Below are 12749 nucleotides of genomic sequence, written 5' to 3'. Positions count from 1 at the left end.
GGAGTGTAGCGATTGAGGGGGGCGCTCGGGTGTTCGCCCACGCTTTCCCCTACGGCTTCGCGCTGGCCGCCGGAACAAGCGGCACGTCACGGATCAGCAGATTGGGGGGACGCACCACCCCGGTCTCGGGAATCGTCTCGGTCCAGCGCTGGCCGCTGACCCGCACCTCAACGGGGCCAGGCGGCAGGTTCAGGAAGCCGTAGTGTCCACCGCCGTCCGTGGTGGTGCGGGCGATTACCCGGCCATCCCGCAGGGCTTCGACCAGGTGACCCCCGGGGGTGGCGCTGCCCACCACGCGCCCGAGCAGGCCGCGCACCGTGGGAGGCTGGGTGTTCCAGGGAACCGGCGTGGCGAGGACGCTGCCAGGAGCGGTGAGCGCGGCGCGAACGGCGCTGAGGCCCTGCGCGCTGGTCTGGCGGGTGCTGTACACGTCCAGGGTGGGTGTTCGGTACGAGTAGCCCACCCAGCCCAGGCCCGCTTCCACCGTTCGGCTAGCCTGCGCGGCGGTGACCGCGGGCGGATTGAGGTAGAGGGCGGTGCCGCCCGCGACCTCGGCGCTGCCCCGTACGCTGGCGGCAAAAGCGTTCCAGCCGTCTAGCCACTCCCCCTGCTCCCCCACCGCGTCGCGCTTGTAGTTCATCAGCACGTTCAGGTCGAGGAGGCCCTCGCGCATCCAGGTGGGCCAGTCCTGAAGCACGTCTTGGTAGGTCCGCGTCCTGCGGAAGGCCGCCAGATCGCCGGGCGCGGGCGGCGGCCCGTAGGTGATGGTGGCTGCGGTGACCCAGGCGCTGGGGCGCACGGCCTTGACCTCGAGGCTGATGCGGCGCACGAGCGCGGTGACCTGCTCGCGCTTCCAGGCCTGCCAGCGGGCATCGGTGGGGACCGGTGTGCCTTTGGTGCCGGTCTCGGCGCGGTAACGCGAGAGCGTCTTGGGATCGTAGCCCCAAGCCCCCCCGTCGGGGTAGCGGATACGGTCGAGCTGCACGCCGTCAACCGGATAATTCTTCACCAGGCTGACCACCGCCGCCACCATGTGCTCGGCGGCGGCGGGGATCGCCGGGTCAAGCCAGCCGTCTGCCCCCTCCAACCACGAGCCGTCCGGGCGGCGGTTCATCCATGAGGCGGCGCCCGCCGAAGGGCCATGCTGCCGAACGAGGTGGCGGGGGTCGGTGTTGGGCACGCGGGCATTCATGGCCCCGGTCACGCTGACCCAGGCGATCACCCGCATCCCCCGCGCGTGGGCCAGTCGGGTCACGATGGTGAGGGGGTCGAAGTTCTTCTCGAAGTCACGGTCGGTGATGGGAGGCAGGGTCGAGCGCAGGCACAGGCAGTCGCCGCGGCGCACCGCCTGCACAAAGAGGGTATTCACGCCCAGCGCGGCGGCGTCCTCCACCACCCGCGCCACCTGTTCGCGCGTCTTGAGACCCGGCCCAAAGGCGTCCACCCACAGGCCCCGCACGGTGCTGATGGGAGGAGGTGCGGGGGTCGCGGGCACCGGGTCCAGCGGGCTGGGCGGGACGGCCGGCACAGCAGTGGTCGCGGTCGCCACGGGGGCAAGCGCCAGAGCCAGCAACGGGGCAAGCAGGAGAGAAGTCTTCACGGTGCTAGGGGCAGGGTAGCGCAGGGGTGCGGCGAAGAGGTGAAGCCCCGCCCTGAGGGGAGTGGCGGAACCTAGGCCTCCGCCTCCTCCCCCTCGCCTTCTTCGGTCGCGGTGCTCGGCGGTGGGTTGCGGTTCTTGCCGATCTCGCGCACCCGGCCCGAAAAGCGGGTCTTGATCTCCTCGTACAGCGGATGGGCGCGAATGTCGCCGGGGCGGGTGGGGGCGGCGGCCTGGGGCTGGGTCGCCGGGCGAGGTGCGGGGGCTGGGCGGGCAGGCACGACGTCTGCAAAGGGCGCGTCCTCCAGCGTCGGCGGTGGCCCCTCCACGGCCCCGCCGATCTCGCCCCAGTCGGGTTCCTCGGTGATCGGCTCGGCCAGGTACAGCTCGCGGGACGTGCCGGGCGGCGGCTCAGCCGCGTGTTCCTCCTCCCAGGGCACGTCGGCGGGCTCCGCGAGGGGCGCGGGGGCCACGTCGTCCGGGCTGGGAGGGGGCGCGGGGCGCAGGGGGGCGGGCGGCGCGTCGAGGGTGGCGGTGCTCGCGCGGGCCTGAGGTTGGGTCTGCCCGGCGGCGGGTCGCTGCCTCGGCGCGGGCTCCAGCGGGGCAAAGGCCGGGCCGCGGGAGGCGCGGGGCCGCGGGGCCGGCTCGAAGGCGGGGATCTCAGGGGCGGCCTTTGTCTCCACCCGAACCGGGGCAGGCGCGGGACCAGCGGGGGCCGGTTCACTCCCCCCGTTCGGGCCGCGCTCGCCCAGGCTGACCCGGCGGTTTCCCTCCGGCGCGATCAGCTCGAAGGTGACGGGCCCGAAGACCTTGAGCACCAGCCCGGCCACCTCATCGAACTTGGCGGCGACCTGCTTGGCATGGAAGGTACTCTTCTCGTCGTAGGTCAGGCTCACGTAGCCGGGTTCGGCATGCATCCGGGCGGGCTTGAGAAAGGCCCGGAGTTGCATGGACGCCTGCCGGGTCACGTCCGCCCAGGTGCCGTGCGCGGGCGCAGGTGCCGGTGTCGGGGGCGGGGTCGCCGCGTCACGGGCAGGCGGCGCGCGCCGTGCTCCCGGTTCAAACGCCGGAACCTCGTTCGCGGGAGCCGCCCGGCCCCCACCCGCCCGCAGCTCCGCAAGCTCGCGCTCTACTCGGCTGAGGCGCTGCGTCAGGTCGGCGGGCACGCTCGCCGCTCCTCCCCCCGACTCGGCGGCCAAAAGCGCGTGGGTCAGCGCCAACTCGAGGCTAAGCCCATCCGCTGAGCGAGCAAAGCGCGCCTCCTGCTCGTCCAGCGCGGCCTGAAGCCTGAGCAGGCGGGGCACGTCCGCGCCCGAGAGCCGCTCGCCTTCCAACCCGAGCTCGGCGTGCAGGGCGTCCGCAAAGGCCGCGACCAGCCCCTCCACGATGGTCCGCGCCGCGAACCCCGCGCGGTACAGCTCGGCAGCGCCGGTGAGGGCGGTCCCCGCGTCGCCCAGCACCAGGGCCCCGGCGATGCCGCGCACGCGCTCGCCCGGCGGCAGCCCAAGCGCCTCTTCGACACCCGCCTTCGTCACCGCGGTGCCCGCCGCCAGCATCCGTTCCAGCAGGCTCTCGCCGTCGCGCATCGCCCCGTCGGCCAGACGCCCGATCAGGTGGAGCGCCTCGGGCTCGGCCATGACCCCCTCACGCTCGGCCAGCCCGGCCAACTTCCCGGCGATCTCTTCCGGCGTCAGGCGGCGGAACCGGTAGTGCTGGCAGCGGGAGAGGATGGTGGGAATGATCTTTTCCGGCTCGGTGGTCGCCAGGATAAAGATCACGTGCGGGGGCGGTTCCTCCAGCGTCTTCAGCAGGGCGTTAAAGGCCGCCCTCGACATCATGTGTGCCTCGTCGAGGATGTAGATCTTCTTGCCGCCGCGCATCGCCGCAAGAGCAACTTTCTCGCGCAGGTCGCGCACGTCGTCCACCGAGTTGTTGGAGGCCGCGTCGATCTCCAGCACGTCCGGGTGTGACCCCGCCCGTACCGCCAGGCACGACTCACACTCGCCGCAGGGCTGCGGACTGGGCCCGGTGCAGTTGGCGGTCATGGCGATCAGGCGAGCTGTTGTGGTCTTGCCTACCCCGCGCGGCCCGGAAAAGAGGTAGGCGTGGCCCACCCGTCCGGCCTCAAGCGCCGCTTTCAGCACGTCCTTCACGTGCTCCTGGCCGACCACCTGATCCCAGTTGATCGGGCGGGCGCGTTGGTAGAGGGCACTCATGGGCGTGCCTCCGGCGCGGTGCGTCGGACGCGGGCAGCGGTGCGCAGAACAAGAGCGGCGACGGGTCTACTCACCCCTGATCCCTGACCCCTGACCCCTAACCTCTTCACCCCCCCAGTCTACCGGCGGCACCGAGCACACGCGGTGAGGCAGGCACGGCGATTCCCCCCCTTTCCCCCCGTACACTTCGGGCATGCTCTCCCCCCTCTGGGCACTGGATTCCTGTTTCGTTATCTCCTATACTCAAGCGAGGTTGTTATGCTACTAGCAGAAATTATCAGCGTGGGAACGGAGCTGCTGCTCGGCGAGATCGTCGACAGCAACGCGGCCTTTCTCGCGCGAGAACTCGCGGCGCGCGGCGTCACGCTGCACCGCAAGAGCGTGCTAGGCGACAACCTGGAGCGGCTCGCCGAAGGCCTGCGCACGGCCCTGGGGCGTGCCGACCTGGTGATTCTGGGGGGCGGCCTGGGCCCCACGGACGACGACCTGACGCGCGAGGCGATCGCAGCGGTCCTTGGAGAGACGCCCCGGGAAGACCCCACGCTGCTCGCGTGGCTGGAGGGGCTGTATACGGCCCGGGGCCGCGTTATGCCGGAGGTCAACCGCAAGCAGGCGTGGCTGATTCCCTCGGCCCAGGCGCTGCCCAACCCCATCGGCACCGCGCCGGGCTGGTTCGTGCGCACGGAGGGCAAGACCATCGTGGCCCTCCCCGGCCCGCCGCGTGAGTTGCAGCGGATGTGGCGCGAACAGGTGCTCCCCCGCCTGCCGCAGCCCGACCACGCCCTCTTTGCCGTCACCCTCCACACCCAAGGCATCGGAGAAAGCAACGTCGCGGAGCTGCTGGGCGACCGAACCAAGAGCGCCAATCCCAGCGTGGCCACCTACGCGCGGCGAACGGGCGTGGACGTGCGGGTCGCCGCGAGCGCGCCCACCGCGAGCGAAGCGCGGGCGCTCGCCGCTCCTGTGCTGGAGACGGTGCGGCACATCCTGGCCCGCTGGACCTGGGGTGAAGACGGCGACACGCTCGCGGGAGCCGTGACCCAGGCCCTCGGCCGCCGTACGCTGGGCGTGATCGAGGCGGGGAGTGGCGGCGCTCTCTCGTTGCTGCTCGCCGACGAGCCGGGCTTTCTGGACGCCGCCGTGACGGTCGACCACGCCCGCCTGATCACCCTGGGCCTGACGCCCGTCACGCTGGGCAGCGTCGGCGTGGTCAGCGAGGCGGCCGCGCGGGAACTCGCGGCGGGAGCGCGGGAACATCTGAGTGCAGAGGTGGGCCTGGCCGTCGTGACGGCGACGGAGGGCGAGCAGGCCGGACAGGCTTTTGTGGCGCTGTCCGCCGAGGGGCTAGAGAACGCCGCCCACGTCAACTGGCCTGGTGACCCGGCCCAGATCCGCGAACGTGCCGCCGTAGCCGCCCTCGCCCTGGCGTACCGCACCCTGCGCCTGCCGCAGCTCGGTGAGACCGTGGGGCGCGCATGACCAGCAGCAGAAAGCCAGCCGTCCAGTCGCCTCAGGACCTGCGCGAGGCGCTCGCCACCGGTGACCGCTCACCCCGGACCCTTCGCCTCTTCTACGCGCTCAAGGTTCCGAGTGATGTGGCGACGGCCCTGGCGGCTGCTCAGCGCAACCTGCGCGGCAACTGGCGTCCCGTGCGCCCAGATCAGCTTCACATCACCCTCGCCTACCTGCCAGCCGTGCCGCCCGAACGGGTCGACGACCTCAAGCGGCTGGGCGCGGCCCTGACCCAGGACGTGCCGCCCCTACAGGTCCGGCTGCGCGGAACCGGCTACTTTCCAAACGAGGGAAGCCCGCGCGTCTGGTTCGTGAAGGCGGAGGCCCAGGGCCTGAGCGAGCTGGCGGGTGGCCTGCGCGCGGGCATTCACGCCCTGGGCCTGGACACGGATGACCTCCCCTTCAAGGCCCACGTCACCCTCGCGCGCAAAAAAGGCCCCGCGCCCCGTCTCTCTCCCCTCACCTTTGACCTGGGCTGGCGGGCAGGTCACGCTGCCCTGATTCGCAGCACCCTCCGTAAGACCGGCCCCATCTACGACACCCTCAGCACCTTCCGCTTCCGGGGAGATCCTCCACCCGCCACTTACCCTCCAGAGGAGACATCATGACCAAGGACACTTCTCCCGCCACGCCCGACAACAGCAAGGAACGCCTCAAGGCCATCGAGACGGCCATGAGCCAGATCGAAAAGCAGTTCGGCAAGGGCTCGATTATGCGCCTGGGCGCCGAGAGCAAGCTGGACGTGCAGGCCGTCTCGACCGGCAGCCTGAGCCTCGACCTGGCCCTTGGGGTGGGCGGCATTCCACGCGGGCGCATCACCGAGATCTACGGCCCCGAGTCAGGCGGCAAGACCACGTTGGCCCTCAGCGTGATCGCGCAGGCGCAGAAGGCGGGCGGAACATGCGCCTTTATCGATGCCGAACACGCCCTCGACCCGGTGTATGCCCGCTCTCTGGGCGTGAACACCGACGAACTCCTCGTCTCGCAGCCCGACAACGGTGAGCAGGCGCTGGAGATCATGGAGCTGCTGGTGCGCTCGGGCGCCATCGACGTGGTCGTTGTGGACTCTGTCGCGGCGCTGACCCCTCGCGCCGAGATCGAGGGCGAGATGGGCGACTCCCTCCCCGGCCTCCAAGCCCGCCTGATGTCGCAGGCCCTGCGCAAGCTGACGGCGATCCTCTCCAAGACGGGCACCGCCGCCATCTTCATCAACCAGGTCCGCGAGAAGATCGGCGTGATGTACGGCAACCCCGAGACGACCACCGGCGGGCGGGCGCTGAAGTTCTACGCCTCCGTGCGGCTCGATGTCCGCAAAATCGGCCAGCCCGTCAAGCTGGGCAACGACGCCGTGGGGAATACCGTCAAGGTCAAAACCGTGAAAAACAAGGTCGCGCCGCCCTTTAAAGAGGTCGAACTCACCCTGATGTACGGCAAGGGCTTTGACCAGCTCAGCGACCTGGTCACCCTCGCTTCCGAGATGGAGATCATCAAAAAGGCCGGTTCTTTCTACTCCTACGGGGACGAGCGCATCGGCCAGGGCAAGGAAAAAGCCATCGCCTACATCGCCGAGCGCCCCGAGCTGGAGCAGGAGATCCGCGAACGCGTGCTCGCCGCCATCAAGGAAGGCCGCGCGACCGAGGTGCCGGGCGTGGCGACGGTGCCGGCGGTGGCGGAGTGAGGCTGTAGAGAAAGCAGGAAAACAGAGAGCGCCCCCGCCCGGGAAGAGGTGGGGGCGTTTCCTGTTGGAGCGTGGAGAAATCGCGGTGTCCGCTTCGGCCACCGACAAGCAAGCCATGTTATCCTTGCTCTGGATAGGCCAAGCCAGGCCAGAAGGAGTCGGCCATGCGGACGATCAACCTGTATGACGCCAAGAATCAGTTCAGCAAGCTGGTGGACGCTGTTGAAGGTGGTGAGATCGTCGTCATTGCCCGGAACGGGAAACCTGCGGTCAAACTCGTGCCGCTGGACTATGGGGAACGCGGCGAGTGGAGCGGTGATGTACAGCGGTTTATGCGAGAGGGCGGGTATGATCCCGACGCCTTCGAGCTTGACCGCAGCGATGTACTGCCCGCGCCAGAGCGTGACCTGTTCTGATGCGTTACCTGCTGGATACCAACACCGTCAGTGACTTCTTCAAACGGCAACCCCAGGTCGTCGCGCGCTTTCAGAGGACTTCGCCCGCGTCGCTGGCCATCAGCACCGTCAGCGTCATGGAAGTCGAGTACGGCTTCGAACGCAAGCCCGCCGCCCGCGAGAAATTCGGTGAGGTCTGGGCGGCGCTGCTCGGTGACGTTCATGTGCTGCCCTATGATTCCCGGGACGCGGTACATACGGCCCGTCTGCGCGCACACCTGGCAGGCCTGGGCAAGCCGATGGGACCATTTGACCTGCAACTCGCCGGTGTCGCCCTCGCCCGCCACCTGACACTCGTCACCCACAACACCGCTGAATTCACACGTGTGCCCGCTTTACCTGTAGAGGACTGGTGGCAACCCTGACCTCTGACCCCCGCCATTTCCCCTACCCCCCGCCTCCACCTTTCGGCGGATGCCCCCGCCCCCGCTGGCGGCGCACACTGGGCGCACGCTTCGGATGGGGCCTCCGCACGGGAGCGCACCGCACAACCCGCCCGAACAAACATCCCCCACCCGAGTGAAGGTGGGGGATGGCTTGACCGCTCCTTACCGCCTGCGCACCCAAGCCCACGCCCCGGGCAGCAGCAGCGCCGCCAGGCCGATCTTGAGGCTGTCCCCGATCAGGAAGGGCGTCAGGCCCGCCGTCAGGAGTGCCTGCCCCTTCAGGCCGGTCACCAGGCTCAGCCAGGTCAGGCCAAAGGCGTAGATCACCACGCTGGCCGCCAGCATGGCGAGGGCCGCACCGAGGGGGCGGCGGTCCAGCGCGTACCGCTGCACCAGCCAGCCGACCAGGGCGGCGGCAACCACGTAGCTCAGCAGATAACCGCCCGTCGGCCCGGCGAATTTGGCCAGACCGGCGCTGCCGCCTGCAAAAACCGGAAGCCCCGCCGCCCCCGCGAGGAGGTAGGTGGTCATGCTTGCCGCGCCGCGCTTCCAGCCCAGGGCCGCACCGACCAGCAGCACGGCGAGTGTCTGGAGGGTGACGGGCACCGGCCTGAGGGGAATCTCGACCTGCGCCACAAGGGCGACGAGAGCCGCACCGCCCAGGATGAGCGCCAGGTCACGGGCGAGGCTGGGGGCAGGAGCGAGGGTGCGGGCGAGGGTGGGATGCGTGACTTGGGTCATGGGGTGTCCTCCTGTGGGGGGGGCGAAGGGGCAAGCGTGCCGACAAGCTGTACGTCACCCGCGTGGGCGGTGACGGTCGCGCCCTGCGGCGTGCGGATGAGGAGACTGCCGTGCGCATCGAGGTCGAGGGCGGTGCCGCTCAGGAGGCCGCGCGGGGTGGACACGCGAACCTCCCGCCCGAGGGTGACATTCGCCCCCCGCCATGCCGCCAGCACGTCGGCGGGCGGCGCCGCAAGCCAGCGTTCGAGTTCGGCCAGAATGCGGGCCAGCAGGGCGGCGCGGGTGAGGCCAGGCGAGAACTCCCACAGGAAAGCGGCTCCCTCCGGCGCGGCGCTCACGTTCACGCCGATGCCCAGGACGGCCCGCCGCGCCTCCTCACCGCGCAGATCCGCCTCCAGCAGGATGCCCGCGAGCTTGCGGCCATCGGGGGCAAGCAGGTCGTTGGGCCACTTCAGGCCTCCAACCCCACAGGCCGCGTGCAGGGCCACCCCCGCTGCGAGCGGCAGCAGGGCGAGGTCAGGCAAAGGCAACGGCCCGTGCAGCAGCACGCTCAAGACCAGGGAGCCGTGCGGAGTGTTCCACGTTCGCCCACGCCGTCCGCGTCCGGCCGTCTGCCGTTCCGCAACCACCACCGCGCCGTGTGGGGCCGGACGGTGCGGGTCATCGGCCCAGGCGCGCGCCTCGTCCTGGGTGCTGCCCACCGTGCCGCAATAGCGCAGCGCCCGCCCAAAGGTGCCCGTGACCGGCACGAGGTGCGGAGCGGGCGTTCCCGGCGCAAGCGCGTACCCGCCCCGCGTGATCACGACCGGCACCCCGTCTTCGGCCAGACGCCGCGCCAGGGTATTCACCGTCACGCGGCCCACTCCGAGCTGGGCGCCGAGGGCGTCTCCGGACTGGGGGACCTCGGTCAGCAGCGGAAGCAGGCGGGCGGGCACGTTCAGTAGTTGTAGTGGATTTGCTGAACGAATGCAATGAACTGGGTCCAAAGGCCAGGCGGCAAGCGGCGCCCTTTCCCCAGCCCAACCGTAAGCCCCACGTCAGCCGCCCATCCGCGCGTTTGCTATCTTCATGCCATGACGATGGTGCGGCAAACGCGGCAGCGGCAGGCCGTGATCGAGGTGCTTCGCGAGTCGCGCGAGCATCCGGATGCGGCGTGGATTCATAGCCGGGTGCGTGAGCTGCTGCCCAGCGTGAGCCTGGGGACGGTGTACCGCACGCTGGACGCGCTTGTACGTGACGGCGTGGTGGTGACCATCGAGCGGGCCGGTCAGGCCACCCGCTACGACTACAAACGGGCGGGCGAGGATCATCACCACGCGGTCTGCCGGAGCTGCGGGGCCATTTTTGACGTGGAGGCCGGGATGCTGCCCACCCTTCCGGCGGCGGCCCTGCCTCCCGGCTTTCAGGTCACCGACGTGCGCCTAGAATTCATGGGGATCTGCCCAGAGTGCGCGGCGCAGGGGGAGGCGGCAGGCTGAGGGCGCCCGTTTTGTCCTGCCCCGGCTGCGCTAGCCTGCGCCCATGACCGCACCCGGCTCCGCTGCCCGCCGCCCTTCGCTGCTGCTGCTCTTTCTGCTGGGCTGGGGTGCGGGCGCGCTGCTTGTTGTGCTGGTGCGGGCGCTGGGCACGGCGCTGCTCACCGATCCCTGTCGGGGGCGCACCACGCTGGCCCTGCTCACGCCGCTGCTGCTGGGGCCGGGGGGGCTGGCCCTCACCACGACGAACTGGGGCCGGCCCCGGGTCGCCGCCCTGGGCCTAGGGCTGGTGGTCGCGTCCTTTCTTCCGGCGCTCGCCGTGGGCGTGCGGGAGATCGGGGTGCTGCGCGCAACCGGCTGTGCGGGCGGCTACGTGGTGATCGCTCCCGCGGGCGGGCGCTCGGTGAGCGAGGTGGAGATTCCCGTGGGAGGCTCGCTCGACCTCACGGTACGGGTGGGCGGGTATACGCCGCAGTCAAATCCGGGAACCTTTGCCCTGCGGGCAGAGAGTGGGGTGCCGGGAATCCGGGTGTCCTTGCCGCAGCCCAGCGCTCCGGCGGGTCAGGCGGTGCCGCTGCGGGTGACGGTGGCTCCCGGCACGCCGCTCAATGCCTACACCGTGGCGGTGCAGGGGGTACAGGAGCGGGAGGGCCGCACCTTTGCGGCCACGGGCACCCTGACGGTCAACGTCCGGCCCTGACGCAGGCCCCTTCAGCGCCCCCGCGTCCACCCGTACGCCCGTATCGCGTCCACCGCAAACCAGACGGCCACCGCACCCCACAGCAGGGCTGCAAGCCAGTTTCCGGCCTGGCCGTACCGAAAGGCAGGAACGGCACACAGCACGGCAAGCACGAGGCTGAGCACCAGGATGACGCGGGGAGGAACGCGGCGACCGAACATGTGCCCAGGGTAGCCGGTGAGCTCTGGCGGATTCCTGACCGTTCCCCCCCACCCGGCGTGGCAGGATGCACCGAGGATGCCGGACTTTGACGTTGCAGTGATGGGCGCGGGGCATAACGCGCTGGTGACGGCGGCCTATGCGGCCCGCGCGGGGCTGCGGGTCGGCGTGTTCGAGCGGCGGCACCTTGTGGGCGGGGCGGTCAGCACCGAGGAGCTCGTGCCGGGCTACCGCTTCGACTACGGCGGCAGCGCCCACATCCTGATTCGGATGACACCCGTCGTGCAGGAATTGGAACTCACCCGCTACGGCCTGCACTACCTGGACGTGGACCCCATGTTCCACGCCTCGGACGGGGAGACGCCCTGGTTCGTGTGGCGCGACGCCGAGCGTACCGCGCGGGAACTGGACGCCCTCTTTCCCGGGGAGGGCGAGGCGTACCGCCGGTTTCTGGAGGACTGGACGCCCTTCGCGCGCAGCGTGGCCGAGCTCTTTAACTCGGCCCCCGGTCCGCTGGAGCTGGGCAGGATGGTCACGCGGGGCGGCGGCGGGCGCGACTGGCAGGCGCAACTGCCCCGCATCCTGCGCCCCTATGGGGACGTGGCGCGCGAATACTTTCGCGAGGAGCGGGTGCGGGCCCCTTTGGTCTGGATGGCGGCACAGAGTGGCCCGCCCCCCAGTGACCCCCTCAGCGCGCCCTTTTTGCTGTGGCATCCCCTCTATCACGTGGGCGGCGTCGCTCGGCCCAAGGGGGGCAGCGGGGGGCTCACGCGGGCGCTGCGCCGCGCCATCGAGGCGGAGGGCGGCGAGGTCTTTGTGAACGCGCCCGTGAAACGCATCCTGGTGAAGGGGGGGAAGGCGCAGGGCATCGCGCTGGAGAGCGGCGAGACGTACACCGCCCGTGCGGTTGTGTCCGGCACCCACGTCCTCAGCACGGCGGCAGCCCTTTCGCCCGAGCACGTGCCGAAGGCCGCCCGGGAGGTGCGGGTCGGCAACGGTTTTGGGATGATCCTGCGCCTGGCCCTGAGCGAGCGAGTGCGCTACCGCCGACACACCGAGCCGGAAAGCCGAGTCGGGCTGGGCCTCCTGATTCGCAACGAGCGGCAGCTGCTGCGGGGGTATGGGGAGTACCTGGCGGGTGAACCTACCCGCGATCCGCCCCTGGTCGCCATGAGCTTTTCGGCGGTGGATGACAGCCTCGCTCCTCCCGGCGGAGAGGTGCTGTGGCTGTGGGCCCAGTATTTCCCCTACGAATTGGCTGCGGGGAACTGGGAGACGAGACGGGACGAGGCACGCGAGAACATCCTGCGCGCGTTCGAGCACTACGCGCCCGGCACGCGAGAGAAGATCGTGGGCGAACTGGTGCAAACGCCCCACTGGCTGGAGGCGAACCTGGGCCTGTACCGCGGCAACGTGATGCACCTGGAGATGAGCCTAGACCAGATGTTTGCCTTCCGGCCGTGGCTGGGAGCCGGGCACTACCGCTGGCCGGGCGTCAAGGGCCTCTACCTCACGGGGGCAAGCACCCATCCCGGCGGCGGCATCATGGGCGCGTCGGGCCGGAATGCGGCGCGGGTGCTGCTGCGAGACCTCACGCGGCGGGGGTGGCGGTGAGGCCCAAGAACCAGGAGCCCCGGGGCGCCGGTTTTTCTGCGTCCTTTGCTCTGCGTTCCCGGCGCTCCGCGCTGATCGCCCTTGGCGCCGCATTCCTGGGGGCCGGGCTGGTGCGCCAGGGGAGCGCGGGCGGCTGGCTCCTGATCGCGCTGGGGTTGCCACTCTCCCTGGTCCTGG

13 protein-coding genes are annotated in these 12749 nt (G+C 70.3%); 8 read left to right on the top strand and 5 right to left on the bottom strand.

All coding sequences use genetic code 11. From position 1 onward, the window contains the following. Positions 1–49 precede the first annotated feature (49 nt). Complete coding sequence (locus tag EI73_RS10015; RefSeq protein WP_034386385.1) at positions 50–1600, bottom strand: family 10 glycosylhydrolase; 1551 nt, start codon at positions 1598–1600, stop codon at positions 50–52. Positions 1601–1671: 71 nt separating this feature from the next. Then, positions 1672–3813: a DNA polymerase III subunit gamma/tau gene (gene dnaX / locus EI73_RS10010; RefSeq protein ID WP_034386382.1), complete on the bottom strand. Its 2142-nt coding sequence runs from the start codon at positions 3811–3813 to the stop codon at positions 1672–1674. A gap of 258 nt (positions 3814–4071) precedes the next feature. Here dnaX and EI73_RS10005 point away from each other — a divergent pair, with 258 nt between their 5' ends. The 5 genes from EI73_RS10005 (at position 4072) to EI73_RS09985 (ending at position 7823) form a co-directional block, all read left to right on the top strand. Next, positions 4072–5292 (top strand): CinA family nicotinamide mononucleotide deamidase-related protein, encoded by a 1221-nt coding sequence (locus EI73_RS10005; protein WP_034386380.1) that lies wholly within the window; start codon positions 4072–4074, stop codon positions 5290–5292. Beyond that, positions 5289–5933, top strand: coding sequence for an RNA 2',3'-cyclic phosphodiesterase (gene thpR, locus EI73_RS10000; protein ID WP_081909000.1), 645 nt, complete (start codon positions 5289–5291; stop codon positions 5931–5933). Before EI73_RS10005 ends, thpR begins: the two co-directional genes overlap by 4 nt. Next, positions 5930–7003 carry a recombinase RecA gene (recA, locus tag EI73_RS09995; protein WP_034386378.1) on the top strand — a complete coding sequence of 358 codons (1074 nt, stop codon included), beginning with the start codon at positions 5930–5932 and terminating at the stop codon, positions 7001–7003. Before thpR ends, recA begins: the two co-directional genes overlap by 4 nt. Positions 7004–7167: 164 nt before the next feature. Then, entirely contained in the window at positions 7168–7419 is a 252-nt protein-coding gene (locus tag EI73_RS09990) for a type II toxin-antitoxin system Phd/YefM family antitoxin (protein ID WP_034386376.1), read from the top strand. After that, positions 7419–7823 (top strand): PIN domain-containing protein, encoded by a 405-nt coding sequence (locus tag EI73_RS09985; protein ID WP_034386374.1) that lies wholly within the window; start codon positions 7419–7421, stop codon positions 7821–7823. Before EI73_RS09990 ends, EI73_RS09985 begins: the two co-directional genes overlap by 1 nt. 183 nt (positions 7824–8006) lie before the next feature. On the opposite strand, the gene EI73_RS09980 is transcribed toward EI73_RS09985, so the two are convergent. Together EI73_RS09980 and EI73_RS09975 are read right to left on the bottom strand one after the other, a co-directional pair. Next, entirely contained in the window at positions 8007–8585 is a 579-nt protein-coding gene (locus EI73_RS09980; RefSeq protein WP_034386372.1) for a biotin transporter BioY, read from the bottom strand. Continuing rightward, positions 8582–9520: a biotin--[acetyl-CoA-carboxylase] ligase gene (locus EI73_RS09975; RefSeq protein ID WP_034386369.1), complete on the bottom strand. Its 939-nt coding sequence runs from the start codon at positions 9518–9520 to the stop codon at positions 8582–8584. The genes EI73_RS09980 and EI73_RS09975 overlap by 4 nt, the downstream gene beginning before the upstream one ends. Positions 9521–9658: 138 nt before the next feature. On the opposite strand from EI73_RS09975, the gene EI73_RS09970 reads away from it, so the two are divergent. Beyond that, positions 9659–10063, top strand: a complete 405-nt coding sequence (locus EI73_RS09970) for a Fur family transcriptional regulator (protein ID WP_034386367.1) — start codon at positions 9659–9661, stop codon at positions 10061–10063. A gap of 43 nt (positions 10064–10106) precedes the next feature. Then, the gene (locus EI73_RS09965) at positions 10107–10760 is read left to right on the top strand and encodes a hypothetical protein (protein WP_034386365.1); all 654 of its coding nucleotides are present in this window, start codon (positions 10107–10109) and stop codon (positions 10758–10760) included. Positions 10761–10771: 11 nt separating this feature from the next. Here the strand turns inward: EI73_RS09965 and EI73_RS09960 are convergent, their stop codons facing one another. Next, on the bottom strand, positions 10772–10960 hold the full coding sequence (locus EI73_RS09960; protein WP_034386363.1) for a hypothetical protein: 189 nt from the start codon (positions 10958–10960) through the stop codon (positions 10772–10774). Between the two features lie 76 nt (positions 10961–11036). Here EI73_RS09960 and EI73_RS09955 point away from each other — a divergent pair, with 76 nt between their 5' ends. Further along, positions 11037–12572 (top strand): NAD(P)/FAD-dependent oxidoreductase, encoded by a 1536-nt coding sequence (locus tag EI73_RS09955; RefSeq protein ID WP_034386362.1) that lies wholly within the window; start codon positions 11037–11039, stop codon positions 12570–12572. The last annotated feature ends 177 nt before the right edge of the window (positions 12573–12749 follow it).

This window comes from Deinococcus sp. YIM 77859 (assembly GCF_000745175.1).
Classification (GTDB): domain Bacteria; phylum Deinococcota; class Deinococci; order Deinococcales; family Deinococcaceae; genus Deinococcus.
The sequence above is the reverse complement of the archived record's forward strand: the minus strand, read 5'-3'. Positions and strand labels throughout refer to the sequence as shown.

Excerpts from the sequence above, each read along its gene's own strand:
- dnaX (WP_034386382.1), bottom strand. The coding sequence starts at position 3,813 with ATGAGTGCCCTCTACCAACGCGCCCGCCCGATCAACTGGGATCAGGTG.
- EI73_RS10005 (WP_034386380.1), top strand. The coding sequence starts at position 4,072 with ATGCTACTAGCAGAAATTATCAGCGTGGGAACGGAGCTGCTGCTCGGC.
- thpR (WP_081909000.1), top strand. The coding sequence starts at position 5,289 with ATGACCAGCAGCAGAAAGCCAGCCGTCCAGTCGCCTCAGGACCTGCGC.
- recA (WP_034386378.1), top strand. The coding sequence starts at position 5,930 with ATGACCAAGGACACTTCTCCCGCCACGCCCGACAACAGCAAGGAACGC.
- EI73_RS09990 (WP_034386376.1), top strand. The coding sequence starts at position 7,168 with ATGCGGACGATCAACCTGTATGACGCCAAGAATCAGTTCAGCAAGCTG.
- EI73_RS09985 (WP_034386374.1), top strand. The coding sequence starts at position 7,419 with ATGCGTTACCTGCTGGATACCAACACCGTCAGTGACTTCTTCAAACGG.
- EI73_RS09980 (WP_034386372.1), bottom strand. The coding sequence starts at position 8,585 with ATGACCCAAGTCACGCATCCCACCCTCGCCCGCACCCTCGCTCCTGCC.
- EI73_RS09970 (WP_034386367.1), top strand. The coding sequence starts at position 9,659 with ATGACGATGGTGCGGCAAACGCGGCAGCGGCAGGCCGTGATCGAGGTG.
- EI73_RS09965 (WP_034386365.1), top strand. The coding sequence starts at position 10,107 with ATGACCGCACCCGGCTCCGCTGCCCGCCGCCCTTCGCTGCTGCTGCTC.
- EI73_RS09960 (WP_034386363.1), bottom strand. The coding sequence starts at position 10,960 with ATGTTCGGTCGCCGCGTTCCTCCCCGCGTCATCCTGGTGCTCAGCCTC.
- EI73_RS09955 (WP_034386362.1), top strand. The coding sequence starts at position 11,037 with ATGCCGGACTTTGACGTTGCAGTGATGGGCGCGGGGCATAACGCGCTG.